Below are 13,895 nucleotides of genomic sequence, written 5' to 3' on the forward strand. Positions count from 1 at the left end.
CACCGAGGCGACCCCATCGCGTGCAGGCCTCGTTCATACGGCAATAAAATATCCAACCAAGCAATCGCTTGGTTGACTACGCTTGCTCCAGACCAATAAAAGGAGCGAGTCGCATGCCTGGCGCTTTTCGATTGCCTCTGGATGTCTTCTACGAGCGTGAAGCCCGCCATCCCCGCCAGCGTTATCTGGTGCAACCCACGGGCGGCGGACAGGTCGAAACGCTGACCTGGGCCGACGTTGGTCATCAGGCACGCTGCGCTGCCCACTGGCTGCGAGCGCGGGAATTGCCCCAAGGCAGCCACATCGCCCTGATCTCGAAAAACTGTGCGCACTGGATCATTGCCGACCTGGCGATCTGGATGGCCGGCCATGTGTCTGTTCCGCTCTACCCCAATCTGACTGCCGAATCGGTGAGCCAGGTGCTCGAGCATTCCGAAGCGGCGCTGGCGTTCATTGGCAAGCTCGACGACTGGCCAGGCATGTCCCGGGGCGTTGCCGCCGATCTGCCGACCATCAGCCTGCCACTGCATCCTCCGGGTACTTTCAATTTCAGCTGGGCCGACCTGCAGGCCAGTTCTCCCATACAGGACGATCCCAAACCTGCCGCCGACGAACTGGCGACCATCATCTACACCTCCGGCACCACCGGCATGCCCAAAGGCGTGATGCACAGTTTCGCCAATCTGGGTTTCGCCACGAGCCGCGGCACGCAGTTGTTCGGCCTCAACGAGTCGGACCGCCTGCTGTCCTACCTGCCGCTGTGTCACGTGGCCGAGCGGATGTTCGTTGAACTGGCGTCGATCTACACCGGGCAAACGGTGTTCTTTGCCGAGAGCCTGGACACCTTCCTCACCGACCTGCAACGCGCCCGGCCCACGGCCTTGTTTGGGGTGCCCAGGATCTGGACCAAATTCCAGATGGGCGTCTACAGCAAGATTCCGGCAAAGCGCCTGGATTTCCTGCTTGGCTTGCCAATCATTGGCAAACGCGTGGGGCACAGAGTGCTCGCCGGGCTTGGCCTGGACGCGTTGCGTGTCGCGTTATCCGGAGCAGCTCCGGTGCCGCAGACGTTGCTGCTGTGGTACCGCAAGCTCGGGCTGGATGTGCTGGAGGTCTACGGCATGACCGAAAGCTGTGGTTACTCGCATATCTGCCTGCCCGGCCAGCAGAAACCCGGCTGGATCGGCAAACCCTGCCCCGATGTCGAGGTACGTATCGAGCCTTCCGGAGAAGTGCTGGTACGCAGCGGCGCGACCATGCTCGGTTACTTCAAGGAACCGGAGAAAACCGCCGACACCCTCACCGCCGACGGCTTTCTGCGTACCGGGGACAAAGGTGAAGAAGACGCCGAGGGCAACCTGCGCCTGACCGGACGCCTGAAGGAAATCTTCAAGACCAGCAAAGGCAAATACGTGGCCCCGGCGCCCATCGAAAATCGCCTGGCGGTGCACTCGCGCATCGAGCAGGTGTGCGTGGTGGGCGATGGCTTGAGCGCGCCGCTGGGCTTGTGCGTGCTGTCCGCCGTTGGCCAGCAGGACGCCGGGGGCACTGGCCGCGCGGGCCTGCATGCGAGCCTGGAAAAACTCCTGGAGGAGGTCAATGGTGCCCTGGATAAACATGAACGCTTGCGCCGCCTGGTGGTGGTCAGGGACAGCTGGGCAGTGGAGAACGGGTTCCTCACGCCGACCCTGAAGATCAAGCGCAATGTGATCGAAGCGGCTTACGGTGGGCGGTTCGAGGAATGGAGCGAGCGCAACGAGACCGTGCTGTGGCAGGATTGAGTGACGAACAAAACCAACAAAGGATGTCAGCGATGAGCCTGTGGCGCACCACCCCGAACATTGAGCAGTTGAACGCTATCCAGAAAAACACCATTGGCGAGGTGCTGGATATTCGCTTCGAAGCGTTCGACGACGAGTCCCTGACCGCGAGCATGGTCATCGACCATCGCACTCACCAGCCCTATGGCCTGCTGCATGGCGGCGCCTCGGTGGTGCTGGCGGAGTCCGTGGGGTCGATGGCCAGTTACCTGTGCATCGACGCCAGCAAGTTCTACTGCGTGGGCCTGGAGATCAATGCCAACCACCTGCGTGGCCTGCGCAGTGGCCGGGTGACGGCAGTGGCCAGGGCGATTCATATCGGCCGTACCACTCACGTCTGGGATATCCGCCTGACCAGTGACGAGGGCAAGGCCAGTTGCGTGTCGCGCCTGACCATGGCCGTGGTGCCGCTGGGCGAGAATCCTCCGGCGCGCTGAGGTTTTAAAGTCAAAAAATCGTTCGAACGCGGCCCGAGCTTTCGGACGATCTTTTAATCTCTGCGATATCTCCTACCACCATTCCTGACCGTTATGGTCATTGCCGTAACCCACCGTCTTACGGACAATCACCCCCATGTTCTCGCTCATGGATTTGCCGGTATGCCGCAACAGATATTCTTCGCCCACGCCAACGGTTTCCCCTCCGGAACCTATGGCAAATTGTTTGCGGCGCTGGCGCCTGAGTTTCAGGTCACGCATCTGGAGCAGCACGCCCACGATCCGCGCTTTCCGGCGGACGACAACTGGTACAACCTCGTGGATGAACTGATCCATCACCTGCAACAGCAGCCGGAGCCGGTGTGGGGCGTCGGCCATTCCTTCGGCGGCGTGCTGCACCTGCATGCCGCGTTGCGCTGCCCGGAGTTGTATCGCGGGGTGGTGATGCTTGATTCGCCGGTGTTGACTCGTGCCGATCAATGGGTGATTCGCGCCGCCAAGCGCTTTGGCTTCATCGATCGCCTGACGCCGGCCGGCCGCACCCTGGGCCGGCGCGAAGAATTCCGCGACATGGACAGCGCCCGCCGCTATTTTGCTGGCAAAAGCCTGTTTCGCAGCTTTGATCCGGAGTGCCTGGATGCCTACCTGCTTCACGGATTGCATCAGGTTGGCGACACCTTGCGATTGCGCTTCGATCCTGCCACGGAAATCAGTATCTATCGGGGCGTACCTCATACCAGTCCTGGCCGGGCGCGGCAGTTGAAAGTGCCGCTGGCGGTGGTTCGCGGGCACAAGAGCCGGGTGGTCATGCGCCATCACGCCAGTGCCGTGGGTCGCATGCCGCTGGGTGAGTCCCTGACCATGCCCGGCGGCCACATGTTTCCGCTCGAGCGTCCCCAGGATACCGCCACGCTGCTGAAGAACCTGTTCAGCCGCTGGCAAGCTCGTCCCAAGCAGGATTGCGCATGAGCCATGCCGTGGAAGAAATTCGCCTGAACCTGCCGCACATCGAATTGGCGGCACACTTGTTCGGGCCTGAGGACGGGCTGCCCGTGATCGCCTTGCACGGCTGGCTGGACAACGCCAACAGCTTTGCCCGGCTGGCGCCCAGACTCCATGGCCTGCGTATCATTGCCCTGGACATGGCCGGGCACGGTCATTCCGGACACCGGCCCGCCGGTGCCGGCTACGCGATGTGGGACTATGCCCACGATGTACTGCAAGTGGCCGAGCAACTGGGTTTGCAACGCTTTGCGCTGCTGGGCCATTCGATGGGGGCGATTGCTTCATTGATCATCGCCGGTTCACTGCCGGAACGCGTCACGCACCTGGCGCTGATCGACGGCATCATTCCTCCTACGGACGATGCGGAAAATGCCGCGCAGCGGATGGGGATGGCCTTGCAGGCGCAACTGGACCTGCGGGAGAAGCGCAAGCCGGTGTATGCCACGCTCGACCGGGCCGTCGAAGCGCGGATGAAAGGCCTGGTAGCGGTAAGTCGCGAAGCCGCCGAGTTGCTGGCTCAGCGCGGGCTGATGCCGGTGCCGGGCGGTTACACCTGGCGCACCGACAACCGCCTGACGCTGCCTTCGCCCTTGCGCCTGACCACGGAACAGGCGATGACCTTTGTGCAGCGGGTCAGTTGCCGAGCCAAACTGGTGGTCGCCGCCGATGGCATGCTCGCCAGACACGAGGCGTTGCTGGAACGTCTACCCTTCAGCCGGGAACAACTGCCAGGTGGCCATCATTTGCACCTGAATGATGAGGCTGGCGCGGATCTTGTCGCAGACTGTTTCAATCGGTTCTTCACCGTTCCTTGACTTGCGCCTGGCAACTGTCGAGGCTGGGCGGCTTGAAATGGGAGACAACCATGAAAGATCTCTACACCGCAGCGACCCCGAATGACCAACAGGTCGTCCCGCGTGCCCAGGGCATGCCGATCCGATGAGTCTTTCCATGCGCTCACTCAGTTTTGTCGCGCTGTGCTGTTTCAGTGCCCAGTCGTTTGCTGCCGACTTGCCCGGTAGCCAGGACCTGCCGATGCTGCCGCGGATGGGCGATGCGCAAATCGTCGACTATCGCCCCGCTGTGGAAATGGAACGGATCTATCCGCTGGGGTCGATCCGCAAGATCAGCGGGCAGTTGCGCTTTGACGGACAGGTCACGGCGCGTGGGCAGATCACTTCCGTCACCTACGAACTGCCCCCGGAACACTCTTCCACTGACGCTTTTACCGCGGCCCGTGAGGCCTTGCAGAAGCAGGGCGCCGAGTTGTTGTTCTGGTGCCAGGCGCGTGACTGCGGGGAGAGCAGCCTGTGGGCCAATGAGGTATTTGGCAACGCAAAACTGTACGGGGCCGATGATCAACAGGCCTATCTGCTGTTGCGTCTGGCGGCGCCCCGGGACAATACCCTGGTAGCGCTCTACAGCATCACCAGGGGCAATCGTAAAGCGTACCTGCATGCCGAGCAGTTTGACGCCGCCGCGCCACTGGGCGAATTGCTGCCGACCTCCGCCACCTTGCTGCGACAGCTTAAAAGTACGGGCGAACTCGACTTTGCGAAGTTGTCCGGCGCCCCCGACGAGACCTGGTTGCGCTTGCTGTCGCGTGGCTTGAACCTGGATACCGGCCTGCGCGTCAGTGTCTCCGGGGCGAACGCCGAAGCCTGGCGTCAGGCGCTGGTAAAGCAGGGCGTGCGCGCGGCAAGGATGGAAACCGGCAGCAACGAAGGCTCTGGCCTGCACATCGAACTATTGCGATAAGCTTCATCAGGCGAGCGCCGATGCGCGCTCGCCGACTCTTTCCTGACTGACGAGACCTACATGATCAACAATGATCGGCTGTTGGTGCAGATCCTGCTCCTGGTGCTGTTTGGCGCGAGCTTATGGGTGATGGCGCCGTTCTGGTCGGCGTTGTTCTGGGGGGCGGTGCTGGCATTTGCCAGTTGGCCACTGATGCGACTGCTGACTCGCTGGCTGAACGGTCGCGAATCCCTGGCCGCCGCCGTGCTGACCCTGGGCTGGATGTTGCTGGTAGCGGTGCCCCTGGTATGGCTGGGGTTCAACCTGGCCGATCACGTGCGCGATGCCACGGCGTTCATCAAGGACGTGCAGGTCGACGGCCTGCCCGAGGCACCGACCTGGCTTGGTTCGATTCCGCTGATTGGCGAGCGGCTGGTGGGGATCTGGGACAGCATCGACCAGCAGGGCGCAGCGATGATGGTGGCGGTCAAGCCGTACCTGGGGCAGGTCGGCAACTGGCTGCTGGCCCGCAGTGCGCAGATCGGCGGCGGTATCCTCGAACTGACCTTGAGCATCGTCTTTGTATTCTTTTTCTATCGCGACGGCCCGCGCCTGGCGGCCTTCGTCCATGGCTTGCTCGAACGATTGATCGGCGATCGCGCCGGCTATTACATCGAGCTGGTGGCCGGTACGGTACAGCGGGTGGTCAACGGAGTGATCGGCACGGCAGCGGCGCAGGCGTTGCTGGCGTTGGTCGGGTTCCTGATTGCCGGCGTTCCCGGGGCCCTGGTGCTCGGTATCGTGACCTTCCTGCTCAGCCTGATTCCCATGGGCCCGCCACTGGTGTGGATTCCGGCGACGGCGTGGCTGGCGTGGAAAGGTGATTACGGGATGGCGGTGTTCCTGGGGATCTGGGGCACATTCATCATCAGCGGCGTCGACAACGTGCTCAAACCCTACCTGATCAGCCGCGGCGGTAACCTGCCGCTGGTGATTGTGTTGCTGGGCGTATTTGGCGGCCTGATCGCATTCGGCTTCATTGGCTTGTTCATCGGCCCCACGTTGCTGGCCGTGGCCTATAGCTTGTTGACGGACTGGAGCAAGAGTCACGCCCGCATAGAAGAGCGGCGCTGAGGGAAAAGCTGGTATTGCCTGAGCTGTCGGGACGATTTACCGATCATCGGGTCCCGCAGCGCCGCTGGTTCCGCTACAATGCGCGCCGATTTCGTCCTGCCTGAGAGCCCGCCCATGTCCGTCTGCCAGACTCCTATCATCGTCGCCCTGGATTTCCCCACCCGTGACGCCGCACTGAAGCTGGCCGATCAACTGGACCCGACTCTCTGCCGGGTCAAAGTGGGCAAGGAGCTGTTCACCAGCTGTGCGTCGGAAATTGTCGGCACCCTGCGCGACAAGGGTTTCGAAGTATTCCTCGACCTCAAGTTCCATGACATCCCCAACACCACCGCCATGGCGGTGAAAGCCGCTGCGGAAATGGGCGTGTGGATGGTCAACGTGCACTGCTCCGGTGGCCTGCGCATGATGGCTGCGTGTCGCGAAGTGCTCGACCAGCGCACGGGGCCAAAGCCGCTGTTGATCGGCGTGACCGTGCTGACCAGCATGGAGCGTGAGGATCTGGCAGGTATCGGCCTGGACATCGAACCGCAGGAGCAGGTACTGCGCCTGGCTGCATTGGCGCAAAAAGCCGGAATGGATGGCCTGGTGTGCTCGGCGCTGGAAGCCCAGGCCCTGAAATCGGCTCACCCGTCGTTGCAACTGGTGACGCCAGGTATTCGTCCGGCCGGCAGCGCCCAGGACGATCAACGCCGCATCCTGACCCCGCGGCAGGCGCTGGATGCCGGTTCGGATTACCTGGTGATCGGCCGTCCTATCAGCCAGGCGGCTGATCCAGCCAAGGCGTTGGCCGCCGTGGTAGCCGAGCTGGCGTAATCCCCCTCTGTGGGAGCAAGGCTTGCCCGCGATGAACGATGACGCGGTCGGGCCTATGGGCCGCGGCGCCTCAATCGCGGGCAAGCCTTGCTCCCACAAGCCCGCTCCCACAGGGTTTTGATTCAGTTAGTGACAGCGTTACACCTTCAGCACCAACTTGCCAAAGTTCTCCCCGCTGAACAACTTCATCAGCGTCTCCGGGAACGTCTCCAGCCCTTCGACGATATCTTCCTTGCTCTTGAGTTGTCCCTTGGCCATCCAGCCCGCCATTTCCTGCCCGGCGGCGGCGAACTGCGCCGCGTAGTCCATCACCACAAAGCCTTCCATGCGAGCGCGGTTGACCAATAGCGACAGGTAATTGGCGGGTCCCTTGACTGCCTCCTTGTTGTTGTACTGGCTAATGGCGCCGCAGATAACCACTCGCGCTTTCATCGCCAAGCGGCTCAGCACTGCATCGAGAATATCGCCGCCGACATTATCGAAATAGACGTCGACCCCTTTGGGGCATTCACGCTTCAGGCCGGCGTGCACATCTTCGTTCTTGTAGTCGATAGCGCCGTCGAAACCCAGTTCCTCGATCAGGAACTTGCACTTGTCCGCGCCACCTGCGATGCCGATCACACGACACCCCTTGAGCTTGGCGATCTGCCCGGCAATGCTGCCCACAGCGCCAGCGGCGCCCGACAGCACCACGGTGTCGCCTTCTTTTGGCGCGCCGACGTCGAGCAAGGCGAAGTAAGCGGTCATGCCCGTCATGCCCAGCGCTGACAAGTAGCGTGGCAGCGGGGCCAGTTTCGGATCGACCTTATAAAAACCCCTTGGCTCGCCGAGGAAATAATCCTGCACGCCAAGGGCACCGTTGACGTAGTCGCCGACGGCAAAACCGGGATTGTTCGACGCAACGACTTTGCCCACGCCCAATGCACGCATGACTTCGCCGATACCGACCGGAGGAATGTAGGACTTGCCCTCGTTCATCCAGCCACGCATGGCCGGGTCCAGGGACAGGTATTCGTTTTTGACCAGGATCTGTCCTGCGCCCGGTTCACCAACCGGTACTTGCTGATAGGTGAAGGTTTCGCGGGTCGCCGGGCCCACCGGACGTTTGGCGAGCAGGAACTGGCGATTGGTCTGGGTAGTCATGACAGGCGCTCAAGAGGGATGAAGCCTTGTTGATAGCCCTTCATGACCCAGGCCGCAAGTCTCGCTGATACGGCGAATGCAGTTCGATCCAGAGCAGTGATAGTCGCTTGGGCGGTTTCATCACTGCTACTCATGGGCAGCCAACCGGCCTCTTGATAGTGCTGACGTGCTGCAGGCACCTGTGTCTAGACTGGGTGCACGCACTTTCCCGGCTTTCTTCGAGGACATGACAATGAGCATGACGTTTTCTGGTCAGGTAGCAGTAGTGACGGGCGCCGGTAATGGTATCGGCCGCGCGACTGCCCAGGCATTCGCCGCTGAAGGCTTGAAAGTGGTGGTCGCCGACCTGGACACGGCAAGCGGCGAAGGTACCGTGGCGCTGATTCGTACTCTGGGCGGCGAAGCGACCTTCGTGCGCTGCGACGTCACTCAGGAAAGCGAAGTGAAACACCTGATGGACGAGGTGGTGAATACCTACGGGCGCCTGGACTATGCCTTCAACAACGCCGGCATTGAAATCGAGAAGGGCAAGCTGGCGGACGGCACGCTTGACGAGTTCGACGCCATCATGGGGGTCAACGTCAAAGGCGTATGGCTGTGCATGAAGTATCAGCTGCCTCTGCTGCTGGCCCAGGGCGGTGGCGCCATCGTCAACACGGCTTCGGTGGCGGGCCTGGGCGCTGCGCCGAAGATGAGCATCTATGCGGCGTCCAAGCACGCAGTGATCGGCCTGACCAAGTCGGCTGCGATCGAGTATGCGAAAAAGAAAATCCGGGTCAATGCCGTGTGCCCTGCGGTGATCGACACCGACATGTTCCGCCGCGCTTATGAGGCGGATCCGAAGAAGGGCGAGTTCGCCAACGCGATGCACCCGGTCGGTCGCATCGGCAAAGTGGAGGAGATCGCCAGTGCGGTGTTGTACCTGTGCAGCGACGGCGCCGCTTTCACCACCGGGCACTCCTTGGCAGTGGACGGCGGCGTAACGGCCTTCTAACCCGCCCGCTTCGCACAAGCCTGCGCAGACCCTGCTTAGGACGCTGTGTAGGCGCTGTCGAGTGCAACGAGGCTGCGATCTTTTACTGTGTCACCCAAGTAAGATCCAGCCATTTTCCATGCGTGTGATCCGCAGGCTCGCCGCTTCTTCATGGCGACTTCGCCGGATCGACCTCCAGCGTTCTGAAAACGACGGGTGCGTAGCTTTTTGCCATTATTCCGACGCCAGAGTCTTGTGTTGCCTTGTGCCCGTTGCGAATCTGCTTGAATAGACTCGATCAGGGGACCCAGTGCAATGAAATCGGCCGTGCAAGGACGTTTTGCCAACCTCGGTATGGCAAAAAAAATGGGTGTGGGGTTTGCCTTGGTACTGTTGTTGACGGCGCTTATCGCGGCAATCGGCGTATGGTCATTGCAGGCCATCAGCCAGCGCTTCAATGATCTCAAACAGATGTCCTCGCTTAATAGCGGCCTGCTCAAGGTGCGCTTGCTCGAGCAGGAGTACGCCTTGCGGGGCGACGCTAAAACCGTCGAGGCCTTGCACGCCGGGGTCGACGAGCTGATTGCCCTGGCGACCGGGCTCAAGCAGGCCTCTGCAGCGAATGTGCCGGTCATGAATGACGTGGAGCAATCGCTTCTGGCTTATAGAAAAGCCTTCGACGAGTTCGTCTCGCTCAGCCAGACCAAGGACCTGGCCTTGGAAATGGCCAATTGGTCAGTCTCAAGCGTTGCCAACAACCTCGATGTTTTGCAGGCCGGGCTCGCCGATGATGGGGCTTACACCCTGAAAGAGTCCCAGGGCAAGGATGGCGCGCAATTCATCGAACAGGCCGGTCAGGTCAGTCAGGTCTCGCGGTTGATGCTGCAGGCGATGAACGAGGCACGGGTACGCCTGGACTTGAGTCGCAAGGGTGATGACGGCGCCGGCCAGGGCAAGATCGAGCAGGCTGACCAGGCGCTGGCCCAGGCTGAGCAGCTCAAATCCACGGTCCTGGATGACGGCTACAAGACGGTGCTCAACGAAGTGACTGGCCACATTGCCGGTTTCAGTGAAAAACTCGCGGAGTACACCGGGCTGCTGGCTCAGGAAAAGACCGTCTATGCGCAGTTGCACCAGCGTGCCGCCCAAGTGGTGGATCGAGTGGACCAGGCCTATGTCGCCGAAGATCAGTCCATGCAGGCAGAGCTGAAAAAGAATGCATTGCTGATCATCGGTTCCTCTGTGCTGGCACTCCTGGCCGGCCTGATTGCCGCGTGGGTAATCACCCGCCTGATCGTGGCGCCTCTGCGCAGTGTGATCCAGGTCGCCCAGCGAATTGCATCGGGGGATCTGAGTGCGACGGTCGAGGTGACCCGGCGCGACGAAATCGGTCAACTGATGCATGCCATGCAGCAGATGGGGGCAGGGCTGAGCACCATCGTCAGTGGCTTGCAGGCCGGCATCGAACAGTTGGCCAGTTCGGCGCAGTCGTTATCGGCAGGCACCGAGCAGACCAATCTTGAGGTCAGTAGCCAGAAGGAGGAAACCGAGCAGGTGGCCACCGCAATGAACCAGATGACCGCCACCGTGCATGACGTCGCGCGTAATGCAGAGGAGGCCGCTCAAGCGGCGCAGACGGCGGACAGCAAGGTCGAAAGCGGACAGCAAGTGGTGCGCCAGAGCATGGCCCGGATCGAGCTGCTGGCGGATTCAGCGACCTCGGCCAGTTCAAGCATTGAAAGCCTGAGCGCCGAGATCCAGAACATCGGCACGGTGCTCGGCGTCATCAAGAGCGTGGCCGAGCAGACCAATCTGCTGGCGCTGAACGCGGCGATTGAAGCCGCGCGCGCCGGAGAGCAGGGCAGGGGCTTCGCAGTGGTTGCAGATGAAGTTCGAGCCCTGGCCAAGCGCACCCAGCAATCGACCGAGGAAATAGAACGCCTGGTAAGCGCCTTGCGTTCTGCGGCGCACTCATCGGTGCAACAGATCCAGAACAGCGGGGAGCTGGTCAAGCTGGCGGTGAGCGATGCACTGCAGACCGAAAGTGCCTTGGGCAGCATCGCGGCTGCCGTGTCATTGATTCAGCAGATGAACCAGCAAATTGCTGCAGCCGCCGAGGAACAGAGCTCGGTGGCAGAGGAAATCAATAGAAGCGTAACGAGCATCCGTGCCAGTGCCGACCAGTCTTCGCTGGCGATGCAGGGCAATGCCGCTTCCAGTATCGAGCTGGCGCAGTTGGGGATTGAACTGAAGGGGATGGTGGGGCATTTCAGGCTCTGACTCTGTAGGAGCGAGCTCGCGATGGTCGTCAACGATGACTCGGGGATTCAGACACCCCGCAGCGCTCAGACGTTTTTCGCGAGCAAGCTCGCCCCTGCACAGGTCGATCAGTCGTAGATGACTTTTTTCTTCCAGTCCGCATCGGCTTCGACGTCCTTGAGGCCTTCGGTCAACTGGTTCACTTCGTCTTCGGCAGGCGCAGTCTTGTCCATCACCTGGGCATTGGCACGAGCCAGGAGTTTCTCCAGATACTGCAGCTGTTCGGCGTAAACCTGCGGTTCCTGCTGTTTGCGCAGGTATTGAACGCCGCGCTCGAAAGCCAGTCGCGCCTGGCCAGGTTGATTTTGCTGCAGCGAGTGCTGGCCCAGATTGTTGAAAAACTCGATGTGCAGCAGCACCAGGATATGGCGAACCTCACGGATCCAGCGCTTGGCTTCGTTGGTGGGCAGGAAACCGTCCTGGGCTGCGCGGGTAATTTGACCGTGCAGGGCCTCAAGCAGGAAACGTACGTCCTTGGCTTTGGCCTCAGTCTGGATCGGCGCCGGCGGGTTATTGACCGGAATCGATTCCCCTTGCGCGACCAGCGCCGTCAGCTCGGCAATCCGGGCCTTGAGCCCGGCATTGGATTTTTCCAGGTTGAGCAGGCGCTGGCAGACATTGAGCTCCAGGCGCGTCAACAGCAGCTTGAGTGCCGGTGTCATCAACTGCCCAGGGAACGTCTCGGTGATCTCACCGCAACGACGCAGGCGGTCGTTGAGCTCAACCTTGGTGCGGGCCTTCTCCAGCTTGTTGTTTTCCACCACATTGTTCATGTAGCCAATGACGATCAATAGCGCGATCCCGGCTACGACGAGCAGGGTGATCATGAGTGGAGTCACCGGTAAGACCTCTTTATGGGATTCGCGAGCGAGTGTAGTGGCTTGGCATTGGAGCGCATAGCGCCGCACGACGGGTTGAATCGGACAGTGTCCAGCCTGTATCGGCCGTCATGCGCCTTATATAAGTAATCTCTGTACTGGGTGCATATGGCCATCATCTGTGGCCCGGATCGACTATAACGTCTTGGCAGGCGTCAGAATATAGGCGTCAGACACCGGGCGGCGGAAAAGCCCGAAACGCGCCTGAATCCAGGTCGAAGTCATTGATTTAAATAAATTTATATCTGGGGGTTGACGACCTCTCAATCCATCCATAGAATGCGCGCCACTTACAGCGTAAAGCACACAGCGAAACGCGGTAGGGAGTGAATGTTGTACGTGTGTCCCCTTCGTCTAGTGGCCTAGGACACCGCCCTTTCACGGCGGTAACAGGGGTTCGAGTCCCCTAGGGGACGCCAATGCGGGAATAGCTCAGTTGGTAGAGCACGACCTTGCCAAGGTCGGGGTCGCGAGTTCGAGTCTCGTTTCCCGCTCCATTTTTAAACAGTGTTGCTTTCGGGCAGCACTGAGTGAAACCAGAACCAAGTCTTCGGATGCGGCTCTGGGTACCGAAACACACACCATGTGTTCCGGGCAGCGTGTCCCCTTCGTCTAGTGGCCTAGGACACCGCCCTTTCACGGCGGTAACAGGGGTTCGAGTCCCCTAGGGGACGCCATTTGCGGGAATAGCTCAGTTGGTAGAGCACGACCTTGCCAAGGTCGGGGTCGCGAGTTCGAGTCTCGTTTCCCGCTCCATATTTAACGAAAACGCCGCTCATTGAGCGGCGTTTTTGTTTGTGCAGAATTTGTTCCCGAGAAGTGAAGAGGCCCGCCAGTCAGACTGAGCGGGCCTTTTGCGTGTGTGGCTGTTTAGATCCAAAGGGTCAGGTGACCGGCAATACCGCCAGAAGTGAATGGCTGCCCCAGCCTCAGTCCACGCTGTAGTGAACCGATAGCACGCCTTTTTTCGACGAGACGGAGGCGATGGCGACCGTGCCCAACTCCCTCAGGCTGCGTACATGAGTGCCGCCGCAGCCATAGGCAGGGAGTTCGCCAAAGCTGATTTCCCGTGCGCCTTCGCGTAGCGACGTCAGGCGCGGCAGGTCGTCGGCAATCCACTGATCGAGGCCGATCTGGACAGTCTTTACGTCGACCTCTTGGGCGGACTCGGCAGGTTTGAATTGCACCCGGCCTTCACCTGGCCAGTGATGCGCCTTGACTGGCATCCAGCCCATGGCCTGGACGAGGTGGCCGATCAAATGTCCGGCAGAATGCATGCGGGTATTGAATTGGCGACGTTGCTCGTCGATCCGAATCCGGGTCATGCCCGGGGTTATCGGGCGGTCGACAAAATGGATGATGCGGTCGGGATCCTGGACCACACGAAGCACTTGGCTCTCGCCGATCCAGCCGGTATCAAAAGGCTGTCCACCGCCCTGGGGGTGAAAGAGTGTGGCCCGCAGCACGACGGCGAATTCGTTCTCGTGGGGCATGCAGTCCAGTACTTCCACGTTGGCATTGAGGTCATCACTGTGGAAAAAGAGGCGAAGCGTCATGTGCCGAATCCGGATAAATACTGTTTTTTATTATAGGTAGCGGGGAAAAGCGTGATAATCCGGTCAAACATCAAAGGACT

12 protein-coding genes and 4 tRNA genes are annotated in these 13,895 nt (G+C 60.7%); 13 read left to right on the top strand and 3 right to left on the bottom strand.

Annotated features, from left to right (window positions below; genetic code table 11):
- Positions 1 to 113 precede the first annotated feature (113 nt).
- The 7 genes from EQV97_RS24275 (at position 114) to pyrF (ending at position 6,946) form a co-directional block, all read left to right on the top strand.
- Positions 114 to 1,781 (top strand): AMP-binding protein, encoded by a 1,668-nt coding sequence (locus EQV97_RS24275; RefSeq protein WP_240890224.1) that lies wholly within the window; start codon positions 114 to 116, stop codon positions 1,779 to 1,781.
- A gap of 32 nt (positions 1,782 to 1,813) precedes the next feature.
- Positions 1,814 to 2,257, top strand: coding sequence for a hotdog fold thioesterase (locus EQV97_RS24280; protein WP_045061759.1), 444 nt, complete (start codon positions 1,814 to 1,816; stop codon positions 2,255 to 2,257).
- A gap of 162 nt (positions 2,258 to 2,419) precedes the next feature.
- The gene (locus tag EQV97_RS24285) at positions 2,420 to 3,226 is read left to right on the top strand and encodes an alpha/beta hydrolase (protein WP_122839107.1); all 807 of its coding nucleotides are present in this window, start codon (positions 2,420 to 2,422) and stop codon (positions 3,224 to 3,226) included.
- Complete coding sequence (locus EQV97_RS24290) at positions 3,223 to 4,077, top strand: alpha/beta hydrolase (RefSeq protein ID WP_240890225.1); 855 nt, start codon at positions 3,223 to 3,225, stop codon at positions 4,075 to 4,077. The genes EQV97_RS24285 and EQV97_RS24290 overlap by 4 nt, the downstream gene beginning before the upstream one ends.
- A gap of 136 nt (positions 4,078 to 4,213) precedes the next feature.
- The gene (locus EQV97_RS24295) at positions 4,214 to 5,020 is read left to right on the top strand and encodes a DUF4892 domain-containing protein (protein ID WP_225570858.1); all 807 of its coding nucleotides are present in this window, start codon (positions 4,214 to 4,216) and stop codon (positions 5,018 to 5,020) included.
- A gap of 60 nt (positions 5,021 to 5,080) precedes the next feature.
- Entirely contained in the window at positions 5,081 to 6,133 is a 1,053-nt protein-coding gene (locus EQV97_RS24300; protein ID WP_122839109.1) for an AI-2E family transporter, read from the top strand.
- Between the two features lie 114 nt (positions 6,134 to 6,247).
- Entirely contained in the window at positions 6,248 to 6,946 is a 699-nt protein-coding gene (gene pyrF / locus EQV97_RS24305; protein ID WP_045061815.1) for an orotidine-5'-phosphate decarboxylase, read from the top strand.
- Between the two features lie 138 nt (positions 6,947 to 7,084).
- Here the strand turns inward: pyrF and EQV97_RS24310 are convergent, their stop codons facing one another.
- Entirely contained in the window at positions 7,085 to 8,089 is a 1,005-nt protein-coding gene (locus EQV97_RS24310; RefSeq protein WP_122839111.1) for an NADP-dependent oxidoreductase, read from the bottom strand.
- A 232-nt stretch (positions 8,090 to 8,321) separates the two neighbouring features.
- Here EQV97_RS24310 and EQV97_RS24315 point away from each other — a divergent pair, with 232 nt between their 5' ends.
- Together EQV97_RS24315 and EQV97_RS24320 are read left to right on the top strand one after the other, a co-directional pair.
- The gene (locus tag EQV97_RS24315; RefSeq protein ID WP_122839112.1) at positions 8,322 to 9,083 is read left to right on the top strand and encodes an SDR family oxidoreductase; all 762 of its coding nucleotides are present in this window, start codon (positions 8,322 to 8,324) and stop codon (positions 9,081 to 9,083) included.
- 294 nt (positions 9,084 to 9,377) lie between these two features.
- Positions 9,378 to 11,342: a methyl-accepting chemotaxis protein gene (locus EQV97_RS24320; RefSeq protein WP_240890226.1), complete on the top strand. Its 1,965-nt coding sequence runs from the start codon at positions 9,378 to 9,380 to the stop codon at positions 11,340 to 11,342.
- Positions 11,343 to 11,449: 107 nt separating this feature from the next.
- Here the strand turns inward: EQV97_RS24320 and EQV97_RS24325 are convergent, their stop codons facing one another.
- On the bottom strand, positions 11,450 to 12,220 hold the full coding sequence (locus EQV97_RS24325) for a hypothetical protein (RefSeq protein ID WP_082069242.1): 771 nt from the start codon (positions 12,218 to 12,220) through the stop codon (positions 11,450 to 11,452).
- Positions 12,221 to 12,602: 382 nt separating this feature from the next.
- Between EQV97_RS24325 and EQV97_RS24330 the strand changes: the two genes are divergently transcribed.
- The 4 genes from EQV97_RS24330 (at position 12,603) to EQV97_RS24345 (ending at position 13,015) form a co-directional block, all read left to right on the top strand.
- Positions 12,603 to 12,678 (top strand) — tRNA-Glu (locus EQV97_RS24330).
- 2 nt (positions 12,679 to 12,680) lie between these two features.
- Positions 12,681 to 12,756 (top strand) — tRNA-Gly (locus tag EQV97_RS24335).
- 104 nt (positions 12,757 to 12,860) lie between these two features.
- Positions 12,861 to 12,936: transfer RNA gene (locus EQV97_RS24340), tRNA-Glu, on the top strand.
- Positions 12,937 to 12,939: 3 nt separating this feature from the next.
- A tRNA-Gly gene (locus EQV97_RS24345) sits at positions 12,940 to 13,015 on the top strand.
- Positions 13,016 to 13,188: 173 nt separating this feature from the next.
- Here the strand turns inward: EQV97_RS24345 and EQV97_RS24350 are convergent.
- Positions 13,189 to 13,815: an alanyl-tRNA editing protein gene (locus EQV97_RS24350; protein WP_225570856.1), complete on the bottom strand. Its 627-nt coding sequence runs from the start codon at positions 13,813 to 13,815 to the stop codon at positions 13,189 to 13,191.
- Positions 13,816 to 13,895 lie beyond the last annotated feature (80 nt).

Source organism: Pseudomonas sp. TMW22090, from assembly GCF_022496665.1.
GTDB lineage: Bacteria > Pseudomonadota > Gammaproteobacteria > Pseudomonadales > Pseudomonadaceae > Aquipseudomonas > Aquipseudomonas gregormendelii.

What these genes read in the sequence shown, in the direction of transcription:
- EQV97_RS24275 (WP_240890224.1), top strand. Translation starts at nt 114, where the DNA reads ATGCCTGGCGCTTTTCGATTGCCTCTGGATGTCTTCTACGAGCGTGAA.
- EQV97_RS24280 (WP_045061759.1), top strand. Translation starts at nt 1,814, where the DNA reads ATGAGCCTGTGGCGCACCACCCCGAACATTGAGCAGTTGAACGCTATC.
- EQV97_RS24285 (WP_122839107.1), top strand. Translation starts at nt 2,420, where the DNA reads ATGCCGCAACAGATATTCTTCGCCCACGCCAACGGTTTCCCCTCCGGA.
- EQV97_RS24290 (WP_240890225.1), top strand. Translation starts at nt 3,223, where the DNA reads ATGAGCCATGCCGTGGAAGAAATTCGCCTGAACCTGCCGCACATCGAA.
- EQV97_RS24295 (WP_225570858.1), top strand. Translation starts at nt 4,214, where the DNA reads ATGCGCTCACTCAGTTTTGTCGCGCTGTGCTGTTTCAGTGCCCAGTCG.
- EQV97_RS24300 (WP_122839109.1), top strand. Translation starts at nt 5,081, where the DNA reads ATGATCAACAATGATCGGCTGTTGGTGCAGATCCTGCTCCTGGTGCTG.
- pyrF (WP_045061815.1), top strand. Translation starts at nt 6,248, where the DNA reads ATGTCCGTCTGCCAGACTCCTATCATCGTCGCCCTGGATTTCCCCACC.
- EQV97_RS24310 (WP_122839111.1), bottom strand. Translation starts at nt 8,089, where the DNA reads ATGACTACCCAGACCAATCGCCAGTTCCTGCTCGCCAAACGTCCGGTG.
- EQV97_RS24315 (WP_122839112.1), top strand. Translation starts at nt 8,322, where the DNA reads ATGAGCATGACGTTTTCTGGTCAGGTAGCAGTAGTGACGGGCGCCGGT.
- EQV97_RS24320 (WP_240890226.1), top strand. Translation starts at nt 9,378, where the DNA reads ATGAAATCGGCCGTGCAAGGACGTTTTGCCAACCTCGGTATGGCAAAA.
- EQV97_RS24350 (WP_225570856.1), bottom strand. Translation starts at nt 13,815, where the DNA reads ATGACGCTTCGCCTCTTTTTCCACAGTGATGACCTCAATGCCAACGTG.